The organism is Ignavibacteriales bacterium (genome assembly GCA_016709765.1).
In the GTDB taxonomy this organism is placed as follows: Bacteria; Bacteroidota; Ignavibacteria; order Ignavibacteriales; family Ignavibacteriaceae; genus IGN3.
The window spans coordinates 760,709-785,513 of the sequence record JADJMD010000012.1; the positions used below are offsets into that span (position 1 = coordinate 760,709).

The following is a 24,805-nucleotide window of genomic DNA, read 5'->3' on the forward strand; positions in this document are numbered from 1 at the left end:
TTTACGGTTCTAACACTCTAAGAACAATAATTCCCGTATGCTTTTTAATTTTCTTTACATAGTCACTTAATGGTTTTTCAGTAATCTGGACCTTACTTCCAACCAATGGGGCGTGCATAAAATAGATTCTTCCGTCATCCAATTTAATTGCTATTCCAACGTGTCCGATATCTAATCCTTTATCACTTGTTGTTAAAGCAATTAAATCCCCCGTTTGAATATCTAATTCAACTTTTTCAATTTCATTTTGTGGAATGTAATAATATTGGCGAGAATTAATTTCTACTTCTTGTTTTTTAACTATCGGAATAAACTCAGGGTTTTCTTTTAACTGTTTGTAATATTTTGGATTTTGAGACATAAAATCCACAGCAAAATTAATTTTCTTTCCACCAATTTCTTTTGTTATGTCTTTAACAATTCCTTTTTGTTGATTGTTAACAATCCAATCTGAAAAGTAATGCAATCGTGAAGGATATTTATCAATTTTTCCATCACGATATCTAACAAATGTCAATTCATTTTGATAATCTTCAAAAGATGTCTTGTTTTTCTTAATACACCTTGAAAGGGTTAAAGCGTTTTCTAAAAATGTTGTACAATCAAGACCGGTTAAATTTATAACAAGCCTCTCATCGCCTTCTTTTTCAAGAGTGTGGGCAACATATTCAGTCTCTAAAAAACTTTTTCCGATTTCAATTACAACTTCGTTAATTGGTTTATCGCTTAAAGATTTATCAACAGCAAGTAAAAATTTTGAATTGCAAACTTTTACATCTTTTTCTGAAAAGACTTGTGATTTGATATTTGATGGGGAAAGAAAAAGGGCGATTATAAAAATGGTTATAATCATTTGACCAGCAGATATCTCCCTTTGGTCGAAATGACTTTCTAAAATTTTACATTTTACTTTTGACATTTTACTTTTCACCTTAAATAATATCTTCATTAACAGGAGTTGAAGAATATTCTTCAATCTGCCTTGCGTGTGCAAGATTTTCAAATCGTGCATAATCTTTTATGAATGCCAGTTTAACTGTGCCGGTTGGACCGTTACGCTGCTTACCGATAATTATTTCCGCTACGCCTTCGTTAGACTGACCGTTTTCATCTTTATCAATCCCATAATACTCAGGACGATTTAAAAATATCACAACATCCGCATCTTGTTCAATAGAACCGGATTCACGCAAATCTGAAAGCTGCGGGCGTTTATCTGTTCTTGCTTCAACAGCACGATTAAGCTGTGCAAGTGCAATTACAGGAATGTTTAATTCCTTTGCTAATGCTTTTAGTGATCGTGAGATATGTGAAATTTCTCTTTCGCGACTTTCAGCTTTTGGCGGACCTTGCATCAACTGGAGATAATCTATTATTATCATTCCAATATTTTTTTCTGCTTTCAATCGTCTTGCTTTAGCACGAATTTCCAAAACTGTTTGTGATGGAGAATCATCAACATACAATGGCGCATTAATTAATTTGTGTGCATTCTTACTAAGCTTAACACCCTCCTCACTTGGTAATTTTCCTGTTCTTACAAGATGTGCATTCAATCTTCCTTCTGCACAAAGCATACGGATAATTAATTGCATCGTTGCCATTTCAAGACTAAATATTCCAATCGGAACACCGTGATCAATTGCAGCGTTGCGTGCAAGTGTTAATGCGAATGCAGTTTTTCCCATAGAAGGCCTAGCAGCAACAATTATCAAATCAGATTTCTGGAATCCACCAAGAAGCTCGTCAAGTTCATAAAATCCTGTTGGAACTGAAAACTTTCTATCTTTCTGCGAGTGTATTGCTTCAATATATTCAAGAGCATCACGCACCGCACGATCCATTCCTTGAAAAGATCTTTGAAGATGTGATTCTGTTATTTCAAATATTTTTCTTTCTGCATCATCCAAAATTTCAAATGCATCAAGATTACCTTCATAGGCAGCCTGGGCAATTTGGTGTGATGAGGAAATCAATCCGCGTAAGATTTGTTTTTCTATAATGATCTTTGCGTGGAATTCAACATTAGCAGCGGAAGAAATATTTTGCGATAACTTACTTAAGTAAACTGCGCCGCCAACTTCTTCAACTTGATTCCGTTTTTTTAACTCTTCGTAAAGCGTTACTGTATCAATCGGCTCATTTGATTCAAATAAAGAAATCATTGCTTCAAAAATCATTTGATGCTGATGAAGATAAAAGCTTTCCTTTGTAAGCATTTCAATTGCTTTGGGCACAGCTTCTTTTTCGATGAGCATTGCACCAAGAACTGCGGCTTCTATTTCGGGCGCTGATGGCGGTTGTACGCTGGCAGGGATTATCTGTTTTGTTTCGTTATATGTTTTGCTTGTTTTTGCCATATTTTAATAATATACCGATGAAATCGGGATGTAAAAGTAACTTAGATAAGTTTTAATTACAAGAAATGATTCAGAAGCAAAAAAAAATCAATAATAAAAATTTCAAATTTTAGCTATTCTTTCCATTTGTAGGAACAATTCAAACAGATATAATTTGATTTTTTTGTAGTAAATGGAATGAATGCCAGAATCAAGAAGAATATTCCAACAATCCACGAACCTTTTTGGAATACATTAATACTTCCACAATTTTTGCATATAATCTGTTCGCTAATTGTTTCATCAGGGAATACATTTTTCAAATAATTGAACTCATTTGCATCGAGTACTTTTAAAGCCTTCGCATAATCATCATCATTAACTAATATTTTTATTCCGCCAACAGCGTGAGCGTAGATAGGATCTATGGCAACAATATTTTCATCTTTTAATATTGTTTCTATCTCTTCATCGGCAAGTTTTGCAATATCTAAATGGGCTAAGTGAGCATACAAATATGTCTTTAATATTTTCACTTCTACTTGCTTTTACTTTTCATCCATTTTGTATTCAACTAAAGAGGCTAATTCATTATCAATTATTTTATTCCATCTTTCCAATGCCTTTTTATGCTGACCCATATCACTTTCCGATCGAAACTTCTCTACTCTATCTGATAAATTTGAATTGTTTTTTTCAGCAATTAAGTGAAATTCCTTAATGTAATCATCTATACTAAAATCTGTATTCTTAAATTCTTTTCTCAGCATTCTAGTATAAAGTTCGTATATGTTAAATATTATTTGATTGTACAATAACATATCATCGTTGGCAATTTTTTTATTAACCCAGGAATGTTTTTTATCAAATACACATATTGATGTTAGTTTTGGGGAGCTAAAAAGATTTGCTTTTTCTATGGTGGCTGGATTATAAATATGTATTTCGGAAGCATAATTGCTGGATGAGCCTAATGGTTGGCCTTCAAAATCCTGCCAGGAAAGTTTTTTTGAATCGGACCAATATATGTAATTAACTTTATCATAAACCTGATACAATTCAGAAATTCTTGTTGTTGTACACTGCACAAAAAAAATTGCAAGTATAAGTAATAGATGTTTTTTCACTTAAGTTCCGTCAGTTAGTTCTATTTATCTAATAATACTAATAAATTAATACTATTTGGGATTTTTTCTCAACTCTTCTAAAACTTCTAATTGTACTTCCTGTATTTCTACCATTCTTTCCCATTGCTGGATGAGTAAATGATCAACTTTTTGGTGAAGCTGCCTTAATTCCAATTCGGATTTTAGATTTATTTTATAATCAGCTTCCGCACGTTTACGATCTCTATCTTCCTGTCTGTTCTGGCTCATCATTATTACAGGCGCCTGAATTGCCGCGATACAAGATAAAATTAGATTTAATAATATGAATGGAAACGGATCAAATGGACGGGAAAGGAGGAAGTAACTATTTATAGCGATCCAAACAAAAAGTACAGAAGCGAAAATAAAAATAAACTTCCAGCTTCCACCAAATGTTGCAATTTTATCAGAAACTCTTTCACCAAAAGTAAAATCAGACTCAAATTCTTTTTCGATATCGCTGGAAATGGTTTCGTAATCGGTCATTTTTTCAATAACATCTTTTTCTAAAGTTGTCAGCTCACCTTTTTCATCTTCCATAATTTTAACAAGATATTCACTTCTAAATTTTCGCAAATCTTCTCTGCAAATAAATCCTTCGGGATCCCAATTAGGAAAAGATGATTTTATTAATTCTGCAACAGCAGGTCTTACAATAACCGAAGAAAGAAGTTCAATTTTTGAATTATCCCGTCTGCAAATCTGGCAAGTTTTTTTCATAAAATATTATACTTTGTTATTCAATTTATTAACATAATGTAGAGTACAAATTAATAATTATTTTTATGTTAATTAGAGTTACTTTTTGCCAAAGCAAAATTTAATGTACCCGTAAAATGATCAAAATCTATTTCAAATTTTTGCGGAATTCCCGGAGCTGTTTCTACGAATGAATTTACCCGATTGCCCTGTAAAGTTTCTTCGTATAGAATTGACCCACTTGAATCTTTTATCCTTAATGAACCATTACCTGAAAAATAATTAGTAATAATTAGTGAGTATGCAAGTGAATCAGACGTAAAAGTTAAATTGTATCCGGCAGTTGAGGTATAAGTATCCGCAACCAAAGAATACGCCAGGGCATCTGTTGTTTTTGATATGACTGGGGTATTATAATAGCCCGGATTAACAGAATTATCATCAGTACAGCCCGGTAAATAAACTATTAAAGTTAAAAATATGAGTGATAATATTTTTTTCATTTTATCCTCCTTAAAGAATATTGAAGACATATGCTTTCATTGTATCTGCAAATTAGCTTTAAGTAAAATAAGGTTCAATTGTTTAATTAATGAATTAATGCAGTGTGTAAAAGTTAGATTGATTTTGCAAGAGGAATAAAAAAGGGCGAAGCTAAACTTCGCCCTTAAAATGGATGATTGTTATATTGCTGCTTTTCCAAAATTGCGTTAACATTATCCTGGCTTAGTCCATACCAATCTCCCGTTGCAGCATCTATAAGTATTGGTATCAGGCCGCCAACAAAATCCAGAATTACCCAACCCGCTCCTACTTTGCTAGTGATGAATGTCCTTTTAGTCTTATACCCGGATTTTTTTAATTCTATTTCATAATTTAAATCTGAGAATAATGGCAGCTCCAAAGGTGTTTTACCCATGTAATCACCATTGATATATACTTTTGCACCTGAAGGCTCAGAAGCAAATTCCACATCTTCATGAGAGCCTTTAAAGATTGTAGCACAAGAATTAAAAAAGATGATGGGAAGAAGAATAACAAGAACAGAAGCGAATAGAGAAATAATGCGACGCATAAAAGCTCCTGCAAAAAAAAGTTAAAGAAAAATGATTAATTAAGATGAACTAAAAAATTTTCTCTCCTGAAATAAAATTTTTTCTATATTAATAATTTTATCTAAGGTTTTAAATAAGATCACATATGTGTGCGAATGAAAAATATATGATTGGGCAAACCAACATTTGCCCAAATTTTTAACACTTTGATATAAAACATTTGAAGAAAAATGTAGAATTTAAGCTACAACTTATACGGAATAATTATTTCTTTTTCATTCCCCAACTCATCTTGATAATTAACAACTAAATTGTACTTTATCCCACCTGCTCTATTAAAAAACAACAACCCACTTTTTATCTCACCTACGGAAATATCTCCGCTAGGAAAAGCATTTTTAGTAATTTCTTCTTCAAAATTACTATTTGTTCCTCTCGCCCTAAAGAAATTAATAGCGCCAATCGGCAATCCAATTGGAAACCAAGAACTTGATACCTCTCCATTATTATTTTCATAATATCCCAGCCACAACAAACCCCATAACCAATAAGTTCCTGTAGCTAATGACATTCTATCAGCAACATCGTGAGGTAGCATTTGAGATACAGGTTCCCCATCTTTAAATCCTTTTAAATAGATGTTTTTGGAGTCCACTAAAATGGGCTGGCTAGAAATATTTTCTAATGTTAGTTTGAGAATTGTGATTTTATTTTCTTCTGCCTTATCCTTAAATCTACTATTATCTCCAAGTGGTTGAATTCCGAGGGTTACTATTATGTCTGAGTTACTAGTTTCCGCATCACCAATTGACTGAAGATTTGCTATTGGAGAATAGGAAGTAGCACAACCGAAAAGCAAAGGAATGCTGCAAAGGATTAAAAGGAAATGTTTCATAAGAGCCCCTAAAATAATTGAACGATATTTTGATTAAATAAGATGAGTCAAAAAAATATTCTCTCCTGAAATTATATTCTATCTGATGCAAAACTAAATAGTTTTTATTATCGAGTCAATTGGAAACTATAAGAAAGGTAAATTAAGCTGCCATCTCGTCGTAGAGTTTTCTAAACTTTTGTACATCAACCCAGCAATCTTTTTTCCAGTTGGGATTGCGTAAAAGTGCTGCGGGATGGAATGTAACCATCGTTTTAATTCCTTCATACTCAAAAACTTGTCCGCGCAAACTTGTTAAACTTTCTTTTTTCTTTAACAATCCTTTGGCGGCTGTTAACCCTAAACACAAAATAAGTTTTGGTTGAATTAACTCTATTTGTTTTTTTAAGTAAGTAATACAAGTATCCATTTCATCAGGTAAAGGTGTGCGGTTATCTGGCGGCCGGCATTTTACAATATTGCAAATAAATACTTCTTCTCGTTCAAATTTTATTGCTTTAAGAATATCCGTTAAAAGTTTTCCTGCTCTGCCAACAAAAGGTAAACCCTGCTTATCTTCTTCCGCGCCAGGTCCTTCCCCTATAACAACCACATCAGCATTTGGATTACCTGAACCAAACACAAAACTGTTTCTACCTTTATGCAAAATACAATTTGTGCAATTACAAATCATCTTGTTTAGTTCATCAAGTGTTTCAGCTTTTTCCCAATTTCTATTCAAAATTCTTGCAGATGAGATTGGACCAACACGTGGTTCTTTTACTACCGTGGATTTTTTTGTCGTTTCATTTTTAGATTTATTTTTTGCAAGCACACTCTTTTCTTCAAATAACTCATCACCAAAAATTGCTTGCTGATCTTTTAGTGCTTCTATAATTTTATTTTTTGGTGATGATTTCATTTTTTATTTTTAAAATTGCAAGACTAAAAAATTGAATGATTGTTTATTAAGTTCAAAACAGTATAAAAAGAAATGTCACCCTTGGTCTTTGCTCAGGATGACATTCTGTAAAACTATAGTTTAAAAATATTACTTTTTGTACTTATACTTTGTCTGTCCATCAAGTAGTTCGTTTAAGGCTTGAAGATGTGGCTTTGGCTTCTTTTCAAAATCAATAGCCATCTTTAGTTGAACTGGGTTCGTAACATCTTCAGCTTCATCATCAGAACCACTGGAAGGTATTGTGTTTAACATAGCGTTAAACTCAATCTTGTTCTCATCGTTAACCTGTCTTGCTCTTAATGATGCAACACAAATTGCCTCATAAACGTTCTCGGTTCGTTTATCTATTTCTCTTAAATCAACTGGTGTAATGTTCACTATTATCACTCCTTATTTATTTTTTCATTAATTAATTTCTTTACGTTTTTATATACTTTATGCAGTTCATCGTTAACAAAAATATAATCAAATTCGTTCTTAAAGCTCAACTCCATTTTTGCTCTATCAATTCTTTTTTGCAGATCAGATTCACTTTCAGTATTTCTGTTTTTTAATCTTACCACAAGTTCTTCATAAGAAGGCGGATCAATAAAAATTAAAACACTTTCAGGATAAATTTTTTTTAATGATAAAGCACCTTTTACATCAACTTCAAAAATTACAGATTTACCATCGTTAATCTTGTCATCAACAAAACTTTTTAATGTACCGTAATAGTAATCGTAAAATCGCTCCCATTCAATAAACTCATCATTTTTAATTTTACGTTCAAACTCTTCATCACTAACAAAAAAGTAATCAACTCCATTTACTTCGTTGGATCTTTTTGGTCTAGTTGTAACAGAAACAGAAAAAACAATATCCGGAAAATCCTTTAAAATGCGTTTAACAACAGAAGTTTTCCCGCCGCCGCTGGGCGATGATACTGCTATTATCTTTCCTTTTTTCTCCAACTTATTCTATGTTCTGAATTTGTTCTCGTATTCTTTCAATCTCTTCTTTAATGTGAACAGAGTTATGTGTAATTGCCGTCGAAAGAGTTTTTGCAGAAATTGTATTTGCTTCTCTGTTCATTTCCTGACAAAGAAAATTTAATTTTCTTCCCGGATCTTCTTCCTTATCAATACTGCTTAATAAAAATTTTATATGGCTTCTTAATCGTACACATTCTTCTGTAATATCCGCGCGTTCAGCCATCATTGCTAATTCTGTCTCAAGCCTATCATTATTGATGTTTGAGTTATCTTCTAGAAGATTTTTTACTTTTTCTTTATACTTTGCAAAATGTTCACCAACGCTTGGCTGCGCATCTTTTTCAATCTGGTCAAGGTATTTTTCGATAGACTTTACACGCTTTTTTAAATCTTTTTCTAATTCACTTCCTTCATCTTTTTTCATTTTCATTAGAGAGTCTAAAGAAAGCAGAATAGATTTTTTTAAAACCTCAAAATCTTTTTCGCTGATATCATCAACGGAAGCTGAAAAAATATCTCTACTCATAAGAATATGGTCTAATTTAATCTTATCTGTAATTTTTGCAGATTTTTTTATTTTCTTGATAAGAGCAATGTAATTTTTTAATCTTGATTCATCCAAAGAAACAGCTTCATCTTCAAATCCATTTTTTTTGATTTGAATACTTACATTAAGCTTGCCTCTTCTAATTTTAGATTTAATTAATTCTCTTAACTCATATTCTTTATTTGCAAGAATTGGAGGATATTTTAGAAAAACTTCCAGATATCTGCTATTAATACTTTTAACTTCAACATCAGCCTGCCATTTACCATTTGAGGCAGTACCTTTGCCGTAACCTGTCATGCTTAAAATCATATTATTCTTTTATAAAAGGGTAAGAAAGATAGCGAATTAAAGGCTCTTAGCAAAAATTAGAATGCTTCTCCAATTCCAAAATGAATCGTTATGCTTTGCCAAAAATTCTTCTCAAAAATCAATTTTTGGTCATCTGGATTGTAAAATTTAGTTCCAAAATCTAACCTAAAAGGGGCAATTGGGGTGTAGACTCTAATACCCAGACCAACAGCAACCGCGATTTCAGATATTTTTGCATCTTTCCAGCCATTCCAGGTATTTCCGTAATCCGCAAAAACGGCATAACCAAAATACTGATTCAGTTTTTGGCGTATTTCAAATGATCCTTCCAACCAAAATGAACCACCTCTAAGAGAGTTGGTCTCAGTCGTTATACCGAAATAATAAATTGAATCTTTTGGAACTAGTTCTCTTGATTTCCATCCTCTAACAGAGTTACTGCCGCCGGCATAAAAAGTTTTGTTTGGCGGAATTAGTTGCTCCGATGTTATTGATGGATTTTCGGAACCCGTGATAGGTTGAGCGTATCCTACTCGAAATTTAGATGCAAATACAAAAGATCGATCATTAGTTAGCGAAATATAATTAGAAATCCCTGCTTGCAATCTGTAAAAATAAATTGTGCCGCCAATTGAAGAGTCAGGAAGAGCTAGTGTGCCGTCAGTTACTTTTTGTACCAGATTTAAATCAGTTTTAGAATTAAAGAGTTCAGGAGTAAAGAAAAAATAACTCCCTCTTGATGGGAATAAAATATCGTCAGTTTTTGTTGAACCCAGTTCAACACCAACACCAGGAGTAAAACTATTTACAGAAAGAGTATATTGATCACTTGAGTTGTCCGATTGTAAATCCAACTCTACTGAAGCAACATCAAAACTAAGGAATGGGCGTAATAAAGTAATAAAGGTGTGTCTAGGCATTTCAAAATCAAACCGCTGCGCACCGCCATAAGAATTTTCAATAAAACCTTTTAATGTTTTTGATCTTAAATATAGATCTGTTGTGGTTAGTATTGGGCTTCCAAATAAAAATGGTTGTTCCATTTTTAAGTTTAAATCTATTACCCCTTGGTAAGTTGAATCTCCATTTGCTCCAGATTTAAATAAATCACCAGCAAGAGTTATCATATCAATTAATCTAAACGAACTTGAAAGAGTAAGTCTTCGAGCATCACCCAAAAAGTTTTTTCTTGTGTACCCAATTCCCAAACCTAAATTAAAACTGCTGAATTCATTATCAGCTTTTATTTCAGGAGAAAGTTCATTTAAAGATCCAATAGAAGCATTTATCTCAATGGGTATTGAAAAATTTGTAGTATCTTCTATTATTGGGCTGATATCTAAAGAGTTAAAGAGTTCTGTTTTTAATAATCGTAATTCGCTTCTATCAATCTTAGATTGATCATAAGTTTCTCCAGGATTTATATCCACAATTTCGGATATAAGTTTATTACTTATCTGCTCGCTTGATTTGCCATTTTTATTAATTACGGATTCACCAACCGTGTATCTATCGCCTGAATGAAAATAGATACTTAGGTCAGTTTTTTGCCTGATTGTATCCATCATTACAATTGTACTATCATATTCCCCAAAAACGTAGCCGTTATTTGCTAAAAATCTTCTGATTAAAGAGATATTATTTTGAACTTCTGATTCTGAAAATCTTTTGGTCGAATCAAGTGTGTAAGATTCGTTAATCATTCTTTCATAATCATAGTCACTAAGTTTTTCCAACCCGAATAAATTTATATCGCCATAGTTCAAATATGTATTTTCTGTTATATAATAATTTATTTCAATGGATTTGTCTGCAGAATCCACAACAATATCATGCGTTACCTTTGCATCAAAAAAACCATTTGAGCGATATAAATCAATTATCGCAAGCTTGTCCACAGAAATTTTTGAAGAATCAAAATAAACGGGCTCATCACCAAAAGGTGTAAATGAATCTAGGAAGACCCATACCCACATAGGGGTTTCTTTACTTTCAATATTTGCTATTAAATCTGAAGATGAAAAAAAACTATTTCCACTAAAATTTATCGAGGCAACTTCAAAATCGTAATAGGATTGCGAGTGTGAAATCTTTGAGAGGCAAAGGATTATAAAAACAGAAAAAATTAATACTCGTTTAAACATTTGTAAGTAAAAGAATTAGAAAATCTTGAATTTGATGATTCAATTTAATTATGGAAGTGGTTTGTGTAAAATCATTTATCATTCAACTACAATATCATCTTCAACAATTTTTAATACAGGATAATCTTTTTTAAAAGTAACAGTAAAAAAGTTTATTAATTCTTTATTCTTTGTATTATCAGAAATGAATAAAGAGATTTCTGTTTCGGACTCTACAACAAGATGAGAATAGTAAACTTGTTTATTTTCAAAATCAATTATGTAAGAGAAAACTTCTCCGCCGCCACTGCCCATAAAGAAACTTTGAGAATTAGAGTAAACTAGATCATAATCAATTGATGAGAATTTAATTTTATCAATCAAACCTTCTTTAATGGAACCCTCGAGAACTTCAGTTTCGTATTTAGAAATAAACTCGTCTCCATTTTGTTCTAAAAATGCTAGCATAATACCCCATTCATCAGAGTTGTTTATTTCCCACCCTGCAACAATAAATCGTTTTCCGGTTTCATCAAACATTCCACTTAGTACAATTTGAGCATCTTTGTTGTAGTGATTCTTCACTACTTCCAAAAGCTGCGCTTTGTTTTCAAAATCCAGAACAGGAATTTTTTCTTTTTTATCTGCACAAGAAATCATTCCGAGTAAAAGGACAACAAATAAAATGTGTTTTAATAATCTATTTAATAACAACTTGTGTTCCTGTATTAATAACTGATAATAATTCATCAAGAGATTCGTTACTTATTGCGATAGAGCCGTCTGTCCAATTATAAACAAATGGAAGATTTTTAAAAATAGGATTTAATCTTCCAATACCATGAATGCCAATATTTCCACCAAGCACAGAATTGGAACTAATACATTCTTCGTAATAAAATTCAAACTTAAGCTGATTAAATTGCTTTTGTGTAATAATCGACTTGCGTAAAGCTTCAGCAGCATCTTCTAAATTAGGATAATTTAGTTTTAAAAATTTATAATAAGTCTGATCCTCACTAATATTACAAATTTTATAAGTTCCAATAGGTGTTGCGCCATCATTACTTAATTTTTTCTTATCACTTAAATTTCTTCCAAAGTTTACCCGGTATGATTTTATAAATACGGTATCTTCATAAAGGCTTAACGTAAAAGTTTTTCTGTCAATTAAAAGATTAACATTATCTAATTTTCTAAATCCTTTTTCAGCCATGGCATCAGAAAGTGGAATCTCTCTCAAATTCAAAATTACACCATAAACTATAACACCAGATACAAAAAGTGCCATAGCGCCAATAGTAAATATAACATTTCTAAGCAAAGGGCTGCTTAAAACTGACATTACACTATTAGTATTTTCCTCTGGTTCGGGATTCATTATTGACTATTTTTTTTATTACACTGGACAAAAATACTAAATTTAATAAAGCATAATTGATTCAAAGATAAAAAAAAACCCAACTCATATTAAGTTGGGCTGATAAAAAAGCTTAAAATTAGACTTCCATTATTTCTTTTTCTTTGTGTTTCAAAATATCATCTATCAGTTTTATGTGATGATCTGTTAATTTTTGCACTTCATCTTCAGCATCTTTCAATTCATCTTCAGACATCTTTTTATCTTTTTGTTCTTTTTTTAGATGATCGTTCGCATCTCTTCTAACATTTCTGATCGCAACCTTAGAATCTTCTCCAAATTTTTTAGTAAGTTTTACAAAATCTTTTCTTCTCTCTTCTGTTAATGCAGGAATTGGTATTTTAAGATTTGTACCATCACTAATTGGATTAAAACCAAGGTTTGCTTCTAGAATTGCTCTATCAATTATCTGAACCATTGCTTTATCCCACGGAGTAATAGATAAAGTATGAGGATCGAGTACAGTAACATTTCCTACCTGATTTATGGGAGTTAAACTGCCATAATAGTCAACTTTAACACCATCGAGCAAAGTGGTAGTTGCTTTGCCAGTTCTAACTTTTGAGAGCTCTGATCTAAGAGCTTCTAAAGTTTTATCCATTCGATTATTCGCATCTTTTATTATATGGTGCATAACACCTCACTGATAATTGTTAAAAATTTTATTTTGAAACTTCGTTATTGATAAAGGTGCCAATTGGTTCACCCATCACTAATTTTAATAAGTTTCCAGGTACATCCATATTAAACACCATCATTGGTAAATTATTTTCCTGGCATAAACTTACTGCTGTAAGATCCATAACACGCAAATCATTTTTTAAAATGTCCTTATAAGATATTTGTTTAAACCGGACTGCGTTTACATTTTTTTCCGGATCAGCGTTATAAACTCCATCAACCCGAGTGCCTTTTACAATAATATCAGCACCAATTTCAACAGCTCTTAATGATGCAGCTGTATCGGTAGTAAAGTAAGGATGGCCAGTTCCAGCACCTAAGATTACAACTCTTCCTTTTTCAAGATGCCGCATTGCTCTTCTTCTGATATAAGGCTCAGCGATTTCTTCCATTTTAATTGCACTCATTAATCTGGTCTTAATTCCTTTTTTTTCAACAGCGTTTTGCAATGCAAGTGAATTTATCATAGTAGCTAGCATCCCCATTTGGTCGCCTGTTGCACGATCTATACCCTGCGTACTTGCGCTTAAACCACGATAGATATTACCGCCGCCAATTACTATTCCAAGTTCAACACCAACATCGTGAACTTTCTTAACTTCATCAGCAAAAAAATCTAAAACCTCCGAAGAAATTCCAAATCCCTGAACACCCATTAAAGATTCGCCGCTTAACTTTAACAGCACTCTTTTAAATTTTACTGAATTCATTACAACCTTTTGGATTCTTTACTGATAAATATAAAAAAAGGTCTTAATAAACTTAAGACCTTTTAATATAAATTATTTATTCTCGTCACCGAGATGAAATCGCTTGAACAAACTTATCTTAGCCTCAGAAGCATTCTTCTTATTGTAATCTTCAATTAAATTACCAACTGTTTTTGAGCTAGTACTATCCTTAATATATGTCTGTTCAAATAAACAATTTTCAGAATAGAATTTATTCAATTTACCGGTTGCAATTTTTTCAAGAATATTTTCCGGTTTACCTTCTTTACGAGCTAACTCTTTGTAGATATCAATTTCTTTTTCGATTGTTGCAGTAGGAACTTCTTCTCTGTAAACACAAATAGGATTCATTGCAGCAATCTGCATAGCAATATTTTTACCAATCTCAACTAACTCATCTGCGTGAACGGTAACATTATCAAACTTAACAAGCACACCAAGTTTTGATCCCATGTGAATATAATCTACTAATAAACCATTATCAGCTTTTTCCGTTAACACACGAGATACTTCAATCTTTTCTCCAACTTTTCCCATCACATCAACAACTTTTTCACTTAAACTTTTATTGGATTCAAGTAATTGTTGAGCATTTGATAAATCAGATTTGAAAGTTACTTCAACAATCTCATTTGCAAGTTTGATGAAGTCATCGCTCTTCGCTACAAAGTCGGTTTCGCAATTTACTTCAATCATTGCAGCTTTTTTATGATCATCAGAAACCTTTGCAACAACAATACCTTCATTAGCGGATTTATCAGCTCTTTTAGAAGCAATTGCGGCACCTTTTTTTCTCAATAATTCAATAGCTTTTTCAAAATCACCGTTAGCCTCTGTAAGAGCTTTCTTACAGTCCATCATACCGGCACCGGTTTTTTGTCTTAACTCATTAACTTGTGCAGCCGTAATAGCCATAGTTAATTCACTTCCTTTCAAATTTTTTTATCAGAATATTATTCTTCAGTTTTTTCGTTTGATTTAGCTTCATCTTCAGCATCTTTTTTTGCTTTTGCTTCAGATTTCTTTTTAGCTTCTTCTTTTCTTTCAGTCTCTTTTTCTTTTTTCACGCGTTCTTTTTCAGCTACTTCTTCAGCTTTCTTTTCTTTTAGTTTTGCATCACCTTCAATTACTGCATCAGCCATATGCTGAGTAATAATTTCAACAGTTTTAACTGCATCATCGTTTGCCGGAATTAAATAATCAACTACATCAGGATCACAATTTGTATCAACAATAGCAAATACAGGAATGTTTAATCTATGTGCTTCTTGAACGGCAATGTCTTCCTTTTTAATATCAACAATAAACAAAGCTCCCGGAAGTTTACCCATAGTTTCAACACCTTCAAGAACTTTTTTCAATTTGTCTTTTTCTCTTGTAAGAAATAATCTTTCTTTCTTGGTAATTTTATCAAAAGTTCCATCAGTTTCTTGTTTTTCAATATTGCTCAATCTTTTTACACTTTTTCTTATTGTAGCAAAGTTTGTCAGCATACCACCAAGCCATCTTTCGCTAACCCAATTTTGTCCGCATCTTCTAGCTTCAGTTTCAATAACATTTTTAGCCTGTTTTTTTGTACCGACAAAAAGGACTTTTTTTCCGTCAGCAACTAACTTTGATAATTCTTCAGCAGATTCAGTTAAATGGGCTTGTGTTTTTTTCAAATCAATGATATGAATCCCATTCTTTTCCATAAAGATGTAGGATTTCATTTTTGGGTTCCATCGGCGTGTTAGATGCCCGAAATGTGCACCAGCTTCGATAAGCTGAGTTAGATCAACTTTTTTCATATTACTCCTGTTTTTCTTCTACCCTCTTCAACTTTGCCTTCCATCCCTTTTATTATGGGACACAGGGGGCAAATCGGAGAGTATGTTTATTATATATAATCAAGTTCAGAAAATAATTCTGAACTTGATATTTAACTCTAAAATTATCTCTTAGAAAATTGAAATCTTTTTCTAGCTTTTGGCTGTCCGTATTTTTTACGCTCAACCATTCTTGGATCTCTGGTTAACAATCCATCAACTTTTAACTGAACTCTATATTCAGGATTCATTTCTAATAATGCTCTAGCAATTCCTAATCTTATAGACTGCGCTTGTCCAGTTGTTCCACCACCATTAACATTTGCATGCACATCAAACTTGCCTAAAGTATCTGTGGCTTTAAATGGTAATAAGATATCTTCGCGACTTAATAATTGAGGGAAGAAGTGTTCAAATTCTTTATTATTAACTGTAATTTTTCCATTTCCGCTTCTTAATATTACGCGGGCAACTGCAGTTTTTCTTCTACCAATAAAAATTTTATCTGCCATCATTTCTCCATTAAACTAATTGCTTCGGGTTGCTGTGCTGCGTGCGGATGATTTGTACCTGCATACACTTTTAATTTTTTTATTAACTGATTTCCGAGTTTGGTTTTTGGTAACATTCCTCTAACAGCATTTTCAACAACAAATGTTGGTTTTTTAGCAATCATTTCATGAAATGAGGTTGTTGTTTGACCACCGGGATAACCAGAATGTCTTTTATACTCTTTCAGATTTTCTCTTTTTCCTGTAAGTTTAACTTTCTCGGCATTAATCACAACAACAAAATCACCAGTATCAGTATTTGTGGTAAAAATTGGTTTATTCTTACCTCTGATGATCATGGCAATTTTGGAAGCTAGTCTTCCCAATACTTGTCCTTCAGCATCAACTAAAAACCACTTATGGTTAGCGTCTTCAGTTTTTACTGATTTTGTTAATTTTTCCTGTTTCACGTAATTTTCCTCCGAAAACCTTAAATCGTTTCAAATAAAGAGAGGAAAAATATATCTAAGATGATGAAAAGTCAAGAAATATAAAGTTTATTAATGCTGTTTGGTTGCAAAATTTCGTTTTTCTTTGTTATTCAATGAATAATATTAAAATAGAGAATCTCCAAAGTTAAAGGATTTGAGAATTGCCAAGAATCTTGGTTGAAAGGCTTTAAATTCAAGCTCTCCTCGCATCATCAGTTTTAATCTAAAATCTTCTTCTTCTTCTGTTCTGATATAGAATATTTGAGTAATGTAACCTTGCATTTCCTCGGGATCGTTATAATAGGCTTGAGATTTTTCTAAATCTATTTTAAACGCATATCTTTTATCGATAAACATATCTTTATCTACAACTTCAAGATGGATGTACGGTGGTGGATTATATTGACCATCATTGGCCCAAAATGTTACTCCATCCAATTTTTTCTTTTTATTTTGATCTATAAAAGTCCAGCCTTTGGGATATTTTATTGAGACATTTAAAGTTGATTCGGAATATACTTGATCTAAGTTTGTTGTGTCTGCAACAATGTCAGAAAAACTTAATGCTTTTAGAGCTTCTGCCTTTGCTTGTTTCTGATCTTCAGATAAAATAGGTTTTTTAGTTTCATCTTTTTCAACTTCAGATCTTATTGATTCAGATTTTTGTTCAACATATTCCTTTGTATCAATCGTAAAAAAACTTGAGTTTATTCTTGATGGATCCGATTGAAGGCTAAGGAGATAGAACAAAACAATTATGATAACTAAATGTAAAACTATCGAAAGTGAATAATTTCTTATCCACAATTTACTTTGATTTAAATTTTCATTTTCTATTTCTATTTCTTGCTTATTCATCTTCGCTATATTCATTAGTTTGAAGCATAGATCAAAATTACTAATTTTGATTAGATATTATTAATAAATTATCAAGTAAAATGAAGTACCTAATTACAGGCGGCGCAGGATTTTTAGGAATAAATTTAGTTAGATATCTGCATTCCAGAGGTCACGAAATTACTTCTTTGGATATTGTTGAATTTGATTATCCGGATATGAATGATAAAATAAAAATTATTACCGGCGATATAAGAGATAAACAAAAAGTTAAAGAAGCTGTTGCAGGACAAGATATAGTTTTTCACACTGCGGCAGCGCTGCCGCTTTATAAACCAGAAGATATTTATTCAACTGATATTGAGGGTACAAAAAATTTACTTGAAGCAGCTGAAGAAAATAAAATAAAAAGGTTCATTCATATCTCATCAACCGCTGTTTATGGTATTCCCGATCATCATCCGCTTTTAGAAAATGATAAACTTGATGGAGTTGGACCATACGGCAAAGCGAAAATTCTTGCTGAAGAAGAATGTTTAAAGTATAGAAAAAAAGGAATGTGCGTTCCAATTCTCCGCCCAAAATCTTTTATCGGACCGGAAAGACTTGGTGTATTTGATTTACTCTTTGATTGGGCGCAAGATGCAAAAGGGTTTCCAATGATTGGGAATGGAAAAAATCGTTATCAGCTTTTGGATGTAGAAGATTTATGTGAAGTAATTTATCTAACAACAACTCTTGATGAAAAAATTGCAAATGATACTTTTAATATCGGCGCAAAAGAATTTACTACAATGAGAGAAGATTATCAGGCTGTATTAGATTATGCTGGATTTGGTAAAAAGATAATTGGACTACCCGAAAAGCCCATCATTTATACTTTAAAGTTTTTAGAAGCCTTAAAACTTTCTCCTCTTTATAAATGGGTTTACGAAACAGCTTCAAAAGATTCATTTGTATCGATAGAAAAAGCTGAAAAAATTCTTGGTTACAAACCCAAGTTTTCGAATAAAGATGCACTTATCAGAAACTACAAATGGTATGTTGCTCACAGAAACGAATTTATTAATAAAGATGGTGTTTCGCATCGCGTACCATGGAAACAAGGAATATTAAGATTTGCAAAAATCTTTTTCTAATCAATTGGAAAGTGATAAAGTAAATCATATTTTTTTGCAGCTAATACAAAAAGAAAATAAAACAATTAAGGAGTAATAATGGCAACAAAAAAAGATTATCTAAAAGAAGTTGTTAAACATATCGATATTAAAGAACACAACGTTGTTCCGTTTGTGGATGCGATGGAAGATATGGCATTTACCGCACGAGATTTAAATCGCGCAGCCAACATTTTAGACACAATGATTAAAGACAAAGACTGTGCTGTAATTTTAACTTTAGCCGGCAGCTTATTTAGCGCTGGATTAAAAAAAGTTGTTTATGATATGGTTATGAATAACATGGTTGATGCAATTGTTTCAACCGGCGCAATTATGGTTGATCAAGATTTTTTTGAAGCGCTTGGTTTTAAACACTACAAAGGCACAAAATGGGTTGATGATAATGAAATGAGAGATTTACATATTGATAGAATTTATGACACTTTTATTGATGAAGATGAACTTAGAGTTTGTGATGATACAACCGCTGCAATTTTTGATAGTATGAAGCCTGGTCCATACTCATCAAGAGAATTTTTATGGGAATTTGGTAAATATCTTGAAGTAAACGGCGGACCAAAAGTAGATGACTCTGTTGTTTATGCTGCTTACAAAAAAAATGTTCCAATATTTGTTCCTGCTTTTTCTGATTGCTCAGCAGGATTTGGATTTGTAATGCATCAGCATAAAAATCCAGATATTCATGTATCGTGTGATTCCGGAAAAGATTTTCTTGAATTGACAAAAATTAAATTGCATAGCAAAGACACTGGCTTATTAATGATTGGCGGTGGCGTTCCTAAAAACTTTACACAAGATATTGTTGTTGCCGCAGACCTACTGCAGGAAGATGCAGAAATGCACAAGTATGCAATTCAAATTACAGTTGCTGATGAAAGAGATGGCGCACTGTCTGGATCAACATTAAAAGAAGCAAGTTCATGGGGTAAAGTTTCAACATCTTTTGAGCAAATGGTTTATGCAGAAGCTACGGTTGCAATGCCGTTGGTGGTTGGTTATGCTTATCACAAAGGTAATTGGAAAAATAGAAAAGCACGCGAATTTCAAAAAATATATTCAAAATAAAAAGCAACAGCCTAAAAACTAAAAACGCCTCACACAGAGGCGTTTTTAATATTATTCTATTTTGTCTGAGGTCTCCCCCAGGGACCTGGATTAGAATAACCCCTGGGAACAATTTCTAGGTGAAAATTAGTTTTTAGAATCGACTGATTAAATAGTTAGTTTACACTATTTTTAATATGAAAAGTTCGTTTTTAGTTTGTATTTGTTTGATAGTGGGCAATTGTTTCTATTGGCGGATTAAAACAATATTTTAATTAATTAGTTAAGAATAGAAATAATTTTCAAATTTATTACATAGGGACGATTAGTTTATAATTCTTTAAGAACACTTTTAATTAATTCCCACGCGTTTTTAACATGTCTTTTTTCATGTCTTATACTTCCGATAGTTAATCTAATAACAAAATTTCCGTTTAGTTTTGTGTGCGATAAAAATAGTCTTCCGGATTGATTAATCTTTTCTAATAACTTTTCATTCAAAACATTTAATTCATTTTCACTTTTATTTTTCGGATTATATCGAAAACAAACAGTTGAAAATGGAACTGGAGCCATTAACTCAAATTCTTTTTCTGCTTCAATCCAGCTTTTTAATTCATTTGCAAGGTTTATATGATATTTAATTCTTTCTGCTAAACCATTAACACCAAAATATTTGATAATAAACCAGAGCTTAAGAGATCGAAATCTTCTTCCAAGCTGAATTCCATAATCCATTAAATTTTCAACTTCATTATCCTTATTGGTTTTTAGATATTCTGCAGATAAACTAAAAGCTCGTTTTAAAATGTCAGGTTTACGAGTGAAGAAAACACTTAAATCCATTGGCGTAAACATCCATTTATGTGGATTAATAACTAATGAGTCGGCACGATCCCATCCTTTTGTAATCCATTTCATTTCTGGAATCATTGCAGTAACACCTGCATAAGCGGAATCAATGTGTAACCACAAATTATATTTCTCTGCAATGATTGCGATTTCTTCAACGGGATCTATGCTTGTGGTTGAAGTTGTCCCAACTGTTGCTACAATACAAAATGGTTTGTACCCTTTTGCTAGATCATCTTTGATTGCATCTTCAAGTTTATGTGGGATCAGCTCAAATTTTTCATTTACAGAAATCTTTTTGATTCCTTCCAATCCAATCCCAAGAGTTAATGCCCCTTTATCGATTGAATTATGTGCATGTTCTGAACAATATAGTCTTAACTTAGGAACATCACTTCTCCCAGCCATTCCTTTCTCTCTAAATCCTAAATCAAGCTGCTCTCGAGCAGAAGCAATTGCATGCATAGAACTTGTTGATGCGGTATCATAAATAATTCCCCAATAATTTTCCGGTAAGCCCATCATTTGTCTGAACCAGTTCATCATAGATTTTTCAAGTTCAGTAAAAGCAGGAGAAGTTTTCCACAACATTCCATTTACACCCAATCCAGCGGTTAATAGCTCAGCTAAAATTCCTGGTCCACTTGATGTTGAATTAAAGTAAGCCATAAAACCTGGATGATTCCAGTGGGTTATTCCAGCCATTAAAATTTTATCAACATCGGCCAAAACATTTTCGATGTCTTCTCCATTTGTTGGCGGTGCTTGTGAAATTTTTTTTAAAATATCTCCCGGATTAACTTGTGCTAAAGGTGGATACTTTTCAATATCAATTAAATAGTCTGCAATCCAATCAACAAGTTGGTATCCATTTTTACGAAATTCATCTGCGGGCATATCGCCAAGATTTTTTAATTCATTTTCCATAATTCAAGTGTAATTTTGAAAAAATATTATAAAGAATAAGTTTATTAAGATTTGATTTTTGTGCCAGCTGAAATATTTGTATAAATCCTAACCTGTTTTTATAACAGATATAATAGGGCTCCCAAATTGGATTAAATTTATTTTTAAAGTTAAACAAACCTTTATAGTTGTATGCAAATTTAATTTTTCTTCCAACAAAATTGATAAACCAGGAGAGTGAAAATAATTTTGAATCAAAATCAACAAACGGCACTGCACCAAGTGACCAATAATCAAATTCTTCCATTTTCAGTTTATTAAAGATTTCAAAAATTAGTTTTTCCATTACTCCAATTGGTGCATCAGCGCAGCGAAGTATCAATTCGGTTTGCATAATTTTTTTATCTTTATAAGATAGTGTTATAGCACAAATCCAGTCTTCATTATTTTTAAGAACAAATAACCTGTGATGCGATTGAAAACTTAATGCAAAAAGATTTTGGAGCTGTGGTTTGGAGCCGTGAGAGGTTTTCGCAATAAATGCCTGCAACTGCTGTCTGCTTCCATATGAATAAGATACTTCTTCAAAACACCCATGCCTGCTGCCACGCTTTACAAGCTCCATCAAAGATTTTTTTTGAAACGGATTTTTTGACAAATCAATTATAGCTTCTTTACCGAATGATAGTGATTTGTAACCAAGTAACTTTAAATAATTTTTATTTTCTGATGAACAACCATCAAACAATAAATCAGAATTGGCCAAATCAAAATTTATCTCATTAAATATTTCATCAACAGAATTGTTAAATGGAACTTTAGTATTGCATATCCATTTTCTTTTTTTTGATAATGAAACAGTTTGATAGATTATTTTAACAGACTCATACCTATTAAAGTTAGATGGAATAGTATTCATATTTAAACTTTTGCGTTTTACCAAAAATCAATTCAATCAATCATATAAAAAATTTTTAACTTTTTTACAGAATCATTTTTTGATAAGTTAAATTAAACAAATCAAAATTTTTTACAATGAATAAAATAACCATAAAAAATATTTTAATTGTTCTTAGCATCACGATTATTCAATCTCAATTTACGGGTTGTTATGAGCACTTTCCGCTTGATCAGGATTTGACCAGAACTCAAAACACTTTTTTAGATCAAGATAGTGTTCAAGTTCGGTTTCCAGAAATCATTAACAATAAAATTACTGCACTTGCAATGGTATATACTCATTGCCCGGATATTTGTCCGATGACAACACATAACATGCAGCTTGTTGAACAAAGACTGCCTGCCGAATTAAAAGATAAAGTTAAGTTTGTTGTAATCTCATTTGATCCGCATCGTGATACACCAAATGTTTTAAAGAAGTTTGCTGAGATAAGGGATATAACTTTTGATAATTGGTATTTGCTTTCGGGTGATGATAAAAACACGAAAGAAGTTATGTTAAAATTTGGAATAAAAGCTATTCCAGCAGATTCATCATATGATACGAATGGTGAACTGAATTATAATGTTATTCACACTGATCGAATTTCATTGATCGATCAAGAGGGAAAATTAAGAGCTAATTACAAAGGCAGTACAGCCGATTTTAATATGATACTTGAAGACATAAAATATTTAGGAGAATAATATGAATCTACTATTTGCACTTTTTTTAATCTTTTCAAATCCAACAGATAATATCAATATTGTTGATCCATGGATGCGCGTTGGTGCTGAGGGACAGGCAACTGGATTATTTTTTAAAATTGAAAATAATTCTGATAAAGCAGATACTTTGTACAAAGTTGAATTTGAACCAGCAGGACTTGTTCAAATACACGAAACTTACGATGCTGGTGATGATATGATGGGAATGAGAGAAGTTGGGCTAATTGTAGTTCCTGCTAAATCAAATTTTGAACTTAAACCTGGAGCTCATCACGTAATGTTGATGAAACTAAAACAAGATATTAAAAAAGGTTTTGTTGGTGATGTTGTTCTGTATTTTAAGCAAGCAGGAAAAATTATGATAAAAGTGGAAGCAAAAGAAATAGTGAATAAACAGATGATGAATCACAAACATTAGTTTAAAGCTCTTAAAATCTCTCCCTTTAAAACGGGAGAGATTTTTTAGAGAGTAAATTTATCTTACAAAAAACTCTGCAATAATTTTATTCCAATTTACATCGTTTAATTTTTCTAACTGTCCGATGAATAATCCTTCTTCAATGTATTCATCACTTTTCTTCTCAGATTTCATTATATCGGTAAAAATATTTTTGAACTTTCCGATTTCTTCCTGGAAAAATGCAACAGCTGATTTACCTATGTGCATTTCTTTAATCTCATTATCTAAATTTTCGGCATCTAAAGCGCAAACCCAATTTCTCTCATAAGGTGTTACATCAAGTGCGTCTATATTATCTTTGAGAATTGTGTTTATCTGTGATACTTTTCCGCTAACCGGTGAATTAAATGTGATACTTCTGTTTCCCTGTTTGATTGTAAAAAGTGGCTGACCTGCATTAACATTCATTCCAAGGTTTGGAAGTTCTACTGAATAAACACGACCAATTAATTTTTTTGCAAAATCATCAATACCAATTTTTGCCATTCCTGCTTGATTCATGTTCACCCAAGTATGATTCTTAGCAATAAAAACTCCACCTGGAATTGCAAATTCACCTTGTGTAAAATCATCAGACGTGGGAACGTGAGTTATGTGAACTTTTGGCTTTAATTGCTTCTGAATTTTATCCTGTCGTTTGATTAATGCTTTCTGCACAAATGCAATTAGTTCATCCTCAGTAAATGGTTTTTGAACATAATCCATTGCGCCGTATCGCATCGTTTCAACAGCAGTTTCAACTGAAGCATAACCGGTAATTATTATTACGTCTATATCAGGGCGAAGATGTTTTACTGATTTTGTTACCTCAACACCATCCATAAGCGGCATCTTTAAATCTGTGAATAAAAAATCATAATGATGTTTTTGAATTAAGCCAAGTGCTTCTTGTCCGGTTTCTACAGTATCAACAGAATAACCATCAAGTACTAAAATTTTTCTAAAACTGCCAAGTATTACTTCCTCATCATCAACACAAAGGATTTTTGCTTTTGGATTTGGGACCTCAGCGCGTTTTAAGGTTTTTGCTTCATTTGTAAAATCAAGCTTAAGACTTTCTGTTAGAACAACTTCACGTTCTTTCTTTTGTTTTTGTTCAGTCATTCTTTTTCCAACCATTCGGATTAGAATATCCGCAATGATGAAAATGACTATTGCTAATATGAAAAGTGGCATAATATTTCTCCTATAATAAAATAA

29 protein-coding genes are annotated in these 24,805 nt (G+C 32.2%); 4 read left to right on the top strand and 25 right to left on the bottom strand.

Features of this window, described 5'->3' with window-relative positions:
* Window position 1: 1 nt before the first annotated feature.
* The 22 genes from IPJ23_09275 to IPJ23_09380 form a co-directional block, all read right to left on the bottom strand.
* Window positions 2–853, bottom strand: a complete 852-nt coding sequence (locus tag IPJ23_09275; protein ID MBK7630878.1) for a DUF1460 domain-containing protein — start codon at window positions 851–853, stop codon at window positions 2–4.
* Between the two features lie 79 nt (window positions 854–932).
* Window positions 933–2,360: a replicative DNA helicase gene (gene dnaB / locus IPJ23_09280; GenBank protein MBK7630879.1), complete on the bottom strand. Its 1,428-nt coding sequence runs from the start codon at window positions 2,358–2,360 to the stop codon at window positions 933–935.
* A gap of 113 nt (window positions 2,361–2,473) precedes the next feature.
* Window positions 2,474–2,875 carry a DUF2007 domain-containing protein gene (locus IPJ23_09285; GenBank protein ID MBK7630880.1) on the bottom strand — a complete coding sequence of 134 codons (402 nt, stop codon included), beginning with the start codon at window positions 2,873–2,875 and terminating at the stop codon, window positions 2,474–2,476.
* A gap of 12 nt (window positions 2,876–2,887) precedes the next feature.
* On the bottom strand, window positions 2,888–3,466 hold the full coding sequence (locus IPJ23_09290) for a hypothetical protein (GenBank protein ID MBK7630881.1): 579 nt from the start codon (window positions 3,464–3,466) through the stop codon (window positions 2,888–2,890).
* 51 nt (window positions 3,467–3,517) lie between these two features.
* A complete protein-coding gene (locus IPJ23_09295) occupies window positions 3,518–4,207 on the bottom strand; it encodes a DUF1003 domain-containing protein (protein MBK7630882.1) in 690 nt (229 codons plus the stop codon).
* A 68-nt stretch (window positions 4,208–4,275) separates the two neighbouring features.
* Window positions 4,276–4,689 carry a hypothetical protein gene (locus tag IPJ23_09300; protein MBK7630883.1) on the bottom strand — a complete coding sequence of 138 codons (414 nt, stop codon included), beginning with the start codon at window positions 4,687–4,689 and terminating at the stop codon, window positions 4,276–4,278.
* A 164-nt stretch (window positions 4,690–4,853) separates the two neighbouring features.
* Window positions 4,854–5,261 carry a PEGA domain-containing protein gene (locus IPJ23_09305; protein MBK7630884.1) on the bottom strand — a complete coding sequence of 136 codons (408 nt, stop codon included), beginning with the start codon at window positions 5,259–5,261 and terminating at the stop codon, window positions 4,854–4,856.
* A gap of 224 nt (window positions 5,262–5,485) precedes the next feature.
* Entirely contained in the window at window positions 5,486–6,136 is a 651-nt protein-coding gene (locus tag IPJ23_09310) for a hypothetical protein (GenBank protein ID MBK7630885.1), read from the bottom strand.
* 142 nt (window positions 6,137–6,278) lie between these two features.
* On the bottom strand, window positions 6,279–7,037 hold the full coding sequence (locus IPJ23_09315) for a uracil-DNA glycosylase (protein ID MBK7630886.1): 759 nt from the start codon (window positions 7,035–7,037) through the stop codon (window positions 6,279–6,281).
* Between the two features lie 129 nt (window positions 7,038–7,166).
* On the bottom strand, window positions 7,167–7,457 hold the full coding sequence (locus IPJ23_09320; GenBank protein ID MBK7630887.1) for a DNA-directed RNA polymerase subunit omega: 291 nt from the start codon (window positions 7,455–7,457) through the stop codon (window positions 7,167–7,169).
* A gap of 5 nt (window positions 7,458–7,462) precedes the next feature.
* Window positions 7,463–8,032: a guanylate kinase gene (gene gmk / locus IPJ23_09325; GenBank protein ID MBK7630888.1), complete on the bottom strand. Its 570-nt coding sequence runs from the start codon at window positions 8,030–8,032 to the stop codon at window positions 7,463–7,465.
* A 1-nt stretch (window position 8,033) separates the two neighbouring features.
* On the bottom strand, window positions 8,034–8,912 hold the full coding sequence (locus IPJ23_09330) for a YicC family protein (GenBank protein ID MBK7630889.1): 879 nt from the start codon (window positions 8,910–8,912) through the stop codon (window positions 8,034–8,036).
* Window positions 8,913–8,968: 56 nt separating this feature from the next.
* Window positions 8,969–11,056 carry a BamA/TamA family outer membrane protein gene (locus IPJ23_09335; GenBank protein ID MBK7630890.1) on the bottom strand — a complete coding sequence of 696 codons (2,088 nt, stop codon included), beginning with the start codon at window positions 11,054–11,056 and terminating at the stop codon, window positions 8,969–8,971.
* Between the two features lie 78 nt (window positions 11,057–11,134).
* Entirely contained in the window at window positions 11,135–11,749 is a 615-nt protein-coding gene (locus IPJ23_09340) for a hypothetical protein (protein MBK7630891.1), read from the bottom strand.
* Window positions 11,736–12,380 carry a L,D-transpeptidase gene (locus tag IPJ23_09345; protein MBK7630892.1) on the bottom strand — a complete coding sequence of 215 codons (645 nt, stop codon included), beginning with the start codon at window positions 12,378–12,380 and terminating at the stop codon, window positions 11,736–11,738. The genes IPJ23_09340 and IPJ23_09345 overlap by 14 nt, the downstream gene beginning before the upstream one ends.
* 154 nt (window positions 12,381–12,534) lie before the next feature.
* Window positions 12,535–13,089: a ribosome recycling factor gene (gene frr, locus IPJ23_09350; GenBank protein MBK7630893.1), complete on the bottom strand. Its 555-nt coding sequence runs from the start codon at window positions 13,087–13,089 to the stop codon at window positions 12,535–12,537.
* 28 nt (window positions 13,090–13,117) lie between these two features.
* Window positions 13,118–13,846: a UMP kinase gene (locus IPJ23_09355; protein ID MBK7630894.1), complete on the bottom strand. Its 729-nt coding sequence runs from the start codon at window positions 13,844–13,846 to the stop codon at window positions 13,118–13,120.
* Between the two features lie 72 nt (window positions 13,847–13,918).
* Window positions 13,919–14,782, bottom strand: a complete 864-nt coding sequence (locus IPJ23_09360; protein MBK7630895.1) for an elongation factor Ts — start codon at window positions 14,780–14,782, stop codon at window positions 13,919–13,921.
* 38 nt (window positions 14,783–14,820) lie between these two features.
* Window positions 14,821–15,657, bottom strand: a complete 837-nt coding sequence (gene rpsB / locus IPJ23_09365) for a 30S ribosomal protein S2 (GenBank protein ID MBK7630896.1) — start codon at window positions 15,655–15,657, stop codon at window positions 14,821–14,823.
* A gap of 143 nt (window positions 15,658–15,800) precedes the next feature.
* Window positions 15,801–16,187, bottom strand: a complete 387-nt coding sequence (gene rpsI, locus IPJ23_09370) for a 30S ribosomal protein S9 (protein MBK7630897.1) — start codon at window positions 16,185–16,187, stop codon at window positions 15,801–15,803.
* Window positions 16,187–16,636, bottom strand: coding sequence for a 50S ribosomal protein L13 (gene rplM / locus IPJ23_09375; GenBank protein MBK7630898.1), 450 nt, complete (start codon window positions 16,634–16,636; stop codon window positions 16,187–16,189). The genes rpsI and rplM overlap by 1 nt, the downstream gene beginning before the upstream one ends.
* 144 nt (window positions 16,637–16,780) lie before the next feature.
* Window positions 16,781–17,515, bottom strand: coding sequence for a hypothetical protein (locus IPJ23_09380; GenBank protein ID MBK7630899.1), 735 nt, complete (start codon window positions 17,513–17,515; stop codon window positions 16,781–16,783).
* Window positions 17,516–17,595: 80 nt separating this feature from the next.
* On the opposite strand from IPJ23_09380, the gene IPJ23_09385 reads away from it, so the two are divergent.
* Entirely contained in the window at window positions 17,596–18,633 is a 1,038-nt protein-coding gene (locus IPJ23_09385; GenBank protein MBK7630900.1) for an NAD(P)-dependent oxidoreductase, read from the top strand.
* 78 nt (window positions 18,634–18,711) lie between these two features.
* Window positions 18,712–19,740 carry a deoxyhypusine synthase gene (locus IPJ23_09390; GenBank protein ID MBK7630901.1) on the top strand — a complete coding sequence of 343 codons (1,029 nt, stop codon included), beginning with the start codon at window positions 18,712–18,714 and terminating at the stop codon, window positions 19,738–19,740.
* A gap of 309 nt (window positions 19,741–20,049) precedes the next feature.
* Here IPJ23_09390 and IPJ23_09395 read toward each other — a convergent pair whose 3' ends face one another.
* Window positions 20,050–21,498: an amino acid decarboxylase gene (locus IPJ23_09395; protein MBK7630902.1), complete on the bottom strand. Its 1,449-nt coding sequence runs from the start codon at window positions 21,496–21,498 to the stop codon at window positions 20,050–20,052.
* On the bottom strand, window positions 21,488–22,396 hold the full coding sequence (locus IPJ23_09400; protein MBK7630903.1) for a DUF2156 domain-containing protein: 909 nt from the start codon (window positions 22,394–22,396) through the stop codon (window positions 21,488–21,490). Before IPJ23_09400 ends, IPJ23_09395 begins: the two co-directional genes overlap by 11 nt.
* A 116-nt stretch (window positions 22,397–22,512) precedes the next feature.
* On the opposite strand from IPJ23_09400, the gene IPJ23_09405 reads away from it, so the two are divergent.
* Window positions 22,513–23,124 carry an SCO family protein gene (locus IPJ23_09405; protein ID MBK7630904.1) on the top strand — a complete coding sequence of 204 codons (612 nt, stop codon included), beginning with the start codon at window positions 22,513–22,515 and terminating at the stop codon, window positions 23,122–23,124.
* 1 nt (window position 23,125) lies between these two features.
* Window positions 23,126–23,563 (top strand): copper chaperone PCu(A)C, encoded by a 438-nt coding sequence (locus tag IPJ23_09410; protein MBK7630905.1) that lies wholly within the window; start codon window positions 23,126–23,128, stop codon window positions 23,561–23,563.
* 57 nt (window positions 23,564–23,620) lie between these two features.
* Here the strand turns inward: IPJ23_09410 and IPJ23_09415 are convergent, their stop codons facing one another.
* Window positions 23,621–24,781 carry a response regulator gene (locus tag IPJ23_09415; GenBank protein MBK7630906.1) on the bottom strand — a complete coding sequence of 387 codons (1,161 nt, stop codon included), beginning with the start codon at window positions 24,779–24,781 and terminating at the stop codon, window positions 23,621–23,623.
* Window positions 24,782–24,805 lie beyond the last annotated feature (24 nt).

Bases quoted from the DNA above. Each gene is read 5' to 3' on its own strand.
- IPJ23_09310 (MBK7630885.1), bottom strand. From the start codon at position 6,136: ATGAAACATTTCCTTTTAATCCTTTGCAGCATTCCTTTGCTTTTCGGT.
- IPJ23_09390 (MBK7630901.1), top strand. From the start codon at position 18,712: ATGGCAACAAAAAAAGATTATCTAAAAGAAGTTGTTAAACATATCGAT.
- IPJ23_09345 (MBK7630892.1), bottom strand. From the start codon at position 12,380: ATGTCAGTTTTAAGCAGCCCTTTGCTTAGAAATGTTATATTTACTATT.
- IPJ23_09295 (MBK7630882.1), bottom strand. From the start codon at position 4,207: ATGAAAAAAACTTGCCAGATTTGCAGACGGGATAATTCAAAAATTGAA.
- IPJ23_09405 (MBK7630904.1), top strand. From the start codon at position 22,513: ATGAATAAAATAACCATAAAAAATATTTTAATTGTTCTTAGCATCACG.
- IPJ23_09275 (MBK7630878.1), bottom strand. From the start codon at position 853: ATGATTATAACCATTTTTATAATCGCCCTTTTTCTTTCCCCATCAAAT.
- IPJ23_09385 (MBK7630900.1), top strand. From the start codon at position 17,596: ATGAAGTACCTAATTACAGGCGGCGCAGGATTTTTAGGAATAAATTTA.
- IPJ23_09415 (MBK7630906.1), bottom strand. From the start codon at position 24,781: ATGCCACTTTTCATATTAGCAATAGTCATTTTCATCATTGCGGATATT.
- IPJ23_09380 (MBK7630899.1), bottom strand. From the start codon at position 17,515: ATGAATAAGCAAGAAATAGAAATAGAAAATGAAAATTTAAATCAAAGT.
- dnaB (MBK7630879.1), bottom strand. From the start codon at position 2,360: ATGGCAAAAACAAGCAAAACATATAACGAAACAAAACAGATAATCCCT.
- frr (MBK7630893.1), bottom strand. From the start codon at position 13,089: ATGCACCATATAATAAAAGATGCGAATAATCGAATGGATAAAACTTTA.
- IPJ23_09315 (MBK7630886.1), bottom strand. From the start codon at position 7,037: ATGAAATCATCACCAAAAAATAAAATTATAGAAGCACTAAAAGATCAG.
- rpsB (MBK7630896.1), bottom strand. From the start codon at position 15,657: ATGAAAAAAGTTGATCTAACTCAGCTTATCGAAGCTGGTGCACATTTC.
- IPJ23_09395 (MBK7630902.1), bottom strand. From the start codon at position 21,498: ATGGAAAATGAATTAAAAAATCTTGGCGATATGCCCGCAGATGAATTT.
- IPJ23_09410 (MBK7630905.1), top strand. From the start codon at position 23,126: ATGAATCTACTATTTGCACTTTTTTTAATCTTTTCAAATCCAACAGAT.
- rpsI (MBK7630897.1), bottom strand. From the start codon at position 16,187: ATGGCAGATAAAATTTTTATTGGTAGAAGAAAAACTGCAGTTGCCCGC.
- IPJ23_09330 (MBK7630889.1), bottom strand. From the start codon at position 8,912: ATGATTTTAAGCATGACAGGTTACGGCAAAGGTACTGCCTCAAATGGT.
- IPJ23_09355 (MBK7630894.1), bottom strand. From the start codon at position 13,846: ATGAATTCAGTAAAATTTAAAAGAGTGCTGTTAAAGTTAAGCGGCGAA.
- IPJ23_09360 (MBK7630895.1), bottom strand. From the start codon at position 14,782: ATGGCTATTACGGCTGCACAAGTTAATGAGTTAAGACAAAAAACCGGT.
- IPJ23_09400 (MBK7630903.1), bottom strand. From the start codon at position 22,396: ATGAATACTATTCCATCTAACTTTAATAGGTATGAGTCTGTTAAAATA.
- IPJ23_09335 (MBK7630890.1), bottom strand. From the start codon at position 11,056: ATGTTTAAACGAGTATTAATTTTTTCTGTTTTTATAATCCTTTGCCTC.
- IPJ23_09300 (MBK7630883.1), bottom strand. From the start codon at position 4,689: ATGAAAAAAATATTATCACTCATATTTTTAACTTTAATAGTTTATTTA.
- IPJ23_09305 (MBK7630884.1), bottom strand. From the start codon at position 5,261: ATGCGTCGCATTATTTCTCTATTCGCTTCTGTTCTTGTTATTCTTCTT.